The following is a 2,083-nucleotide window of genomic DNA, read 5'->3' on the forward strand; positions in this document are numbered from 1 at the left end:
GAGCCAGAACGTGACCGGCCGTGTGGGCAACGATGTGCAGGTCGGCGACACGGTCACCGTGACCATTGGCGATCAGTCTTACCAGACCACCGTCACCGCCTCCGATAACGGCAACGTATGGAGCGTTACGGTGCCGGGTGAGGTACTGGCCGGTAACAATGACATTCATGCCGAAGTCACCACCACCGATGCGGCAGGTAACCCAACGACTGCCACGGCAGACCACGNTTATTCCGTTGATACGGCGGCACCGGAAGCGAGCATCACTATCGATGATGTGACCGGTGATAACACCGTCAACATCGCCGAAGCGGGTCAGCCGCAGGCTATCACCGGCCGCGTCGGCAACGACGTACAGGTCGGCGATACGGTGACAGTCACTATTGGCGATCAAACTTATCAGACCACCGTGACGGCGTCGGATAACGGCAACGTGTGGAGTGTGAGCGTACCGGGCGATGTACTGGCCGGTAATTCGCAGATCCACGCCGAAGTGACCACTACCGATGGTGCAGGCAACGCCACGACTGCCGGTGCTGACCACAGCTATGCAGTCGACACCGCAGCGCCGGAAGCATCGATCACCATTGACGATGTAACGGCAGATAACACCGTCAATATCGCCGAAGCCGGTCAGAATCAGAACGTGACCGGCCGTGTGGGCAACGACGTGCAGGTCGGCGACACGGTCACCGTGACCATTGGCGATCAGTCTTACCAGACTACCGTCACCGCGTCGGATAACGGCAACGTCTGGAGCGTCAGCGTACCGGGCGACGTACTGGCCGGTAACAGCCAGATCCATGCTGAAGTCACCACTACCGATGGTGCAGGCAACGCCACCACTGCCGGTGCTGACCACAGCTATGCAGTCGACACCGCCGCGCCGGAAGCGGCCATCACCATCGATGATGTGACCGCCGATAACACGGTGAATATCGCCGAGTCCGGTCAGAGCCAGAACGTGACCGGTCGTGTGGGCAACGACGTCCAGGTCGGCGACACGGTCACCGTGACCATTGGCGACCAGTCGTATCAGACCACCGTCACCGCCTCCGATAACGGCAACGTCTGGAGCGTCAGCGTACCGGGCGAGGTGCTGGCCGGTAACAATGAAATTCATGCGGAAGTCACTACTACGGATGCGGCGGGTAACCCGACCACGGCATCTGCCGATCACGGCTATTCCGTTGATACGGCGGCGCCGGAAGCATCCATCACCATCGACGATGNGACCGGTGACAACACCATCAATATCGCCGAAGCCGGTCAGCCTCAGGCTATCACCGGCCGCGTCGGCAACGACGTGCAGGTGGGCGACACGGTCACCGTGACCATCGGCGATCAGTCTTACCAGACTACCGTCACCGCCTCCGATAACGGCAATGTCTGGAGCGTCAGCGTACCGGGCGACGTACTGGCCGGTAACACTGAAATTCATGCGGAAGTGACGACGACGGACGCAGCCGGTAACCCGACTACGGCATCTGCCGATCACGGCTACTCTGTTGATACGGCGGCGCCGGAAGCATCCATCACCATCGACGACGTGACCAGCGATAACACCGTCAACATCGCCGAAGCGGGTCAGCCGCAGGCTATCACCGGCCGCGTCGGCAACGACGTGCAGGTGGGCGATACGGTCACCGTGACCATCGGCGACCAGTCATATCAGACCACCGTCACCGCGTCGGATAATGGCAATGTCTGGAGCGTCAGCGTACCGGGTGATGTACTGGCCGGTAACAATGAAATTTATGCGGAAGTGACGACGACGGACGCAGCGGGTAACCCGACTACGGCATCTGCCGATCATGGTTATACGGTCGATACGGCGGCACCGGAAGCGTCGATCACCATCGACGATGTGACCGGTGATAACACCGTCAATATCGCGGAAGCGGGCCAGAATCAGAACGTGACTGGCCGTGTGGGCAACGATGTGCAGGTCGGCGACACGGTCACCGTGACCATTGGCGACCAGTCNTACCAGACCACAGTCACGGCCTCCGATAACGGCAACGTCTGGAGCGTCAGCGTACCGGGCGACGTACTGGCCGGTAACTCGCAGATCCATGCGGAA

1 protein-coding gene is annotated in these 2,083 nt (G+C 60.5%); it reads left to right on the forward strand.

Annotated elements, in window-relative coordinates:
• Nucleotides 1-58 precede the first annotated feature (58 nt).
• Nucleotides 59-2,083, forward strand: a 2,025-nt coding sequence (locus SB13_RS16905; protein ID WP_463605568.1) for an Ig-like domain-containing protein, incomplete at its 3' end; no start/stop codon positions are given.

This window comes from Lonsdalea quercina subsp. quercina (genome assembly GCF_000688695.1).
GTDB classification, from domain to species: Bacteria; Pseudomonadota; Gammaproteobacteria; order Enterobacterales; family Enterobacteriaceae; genus Lonsdalea; species Lonsdalea quercina_D.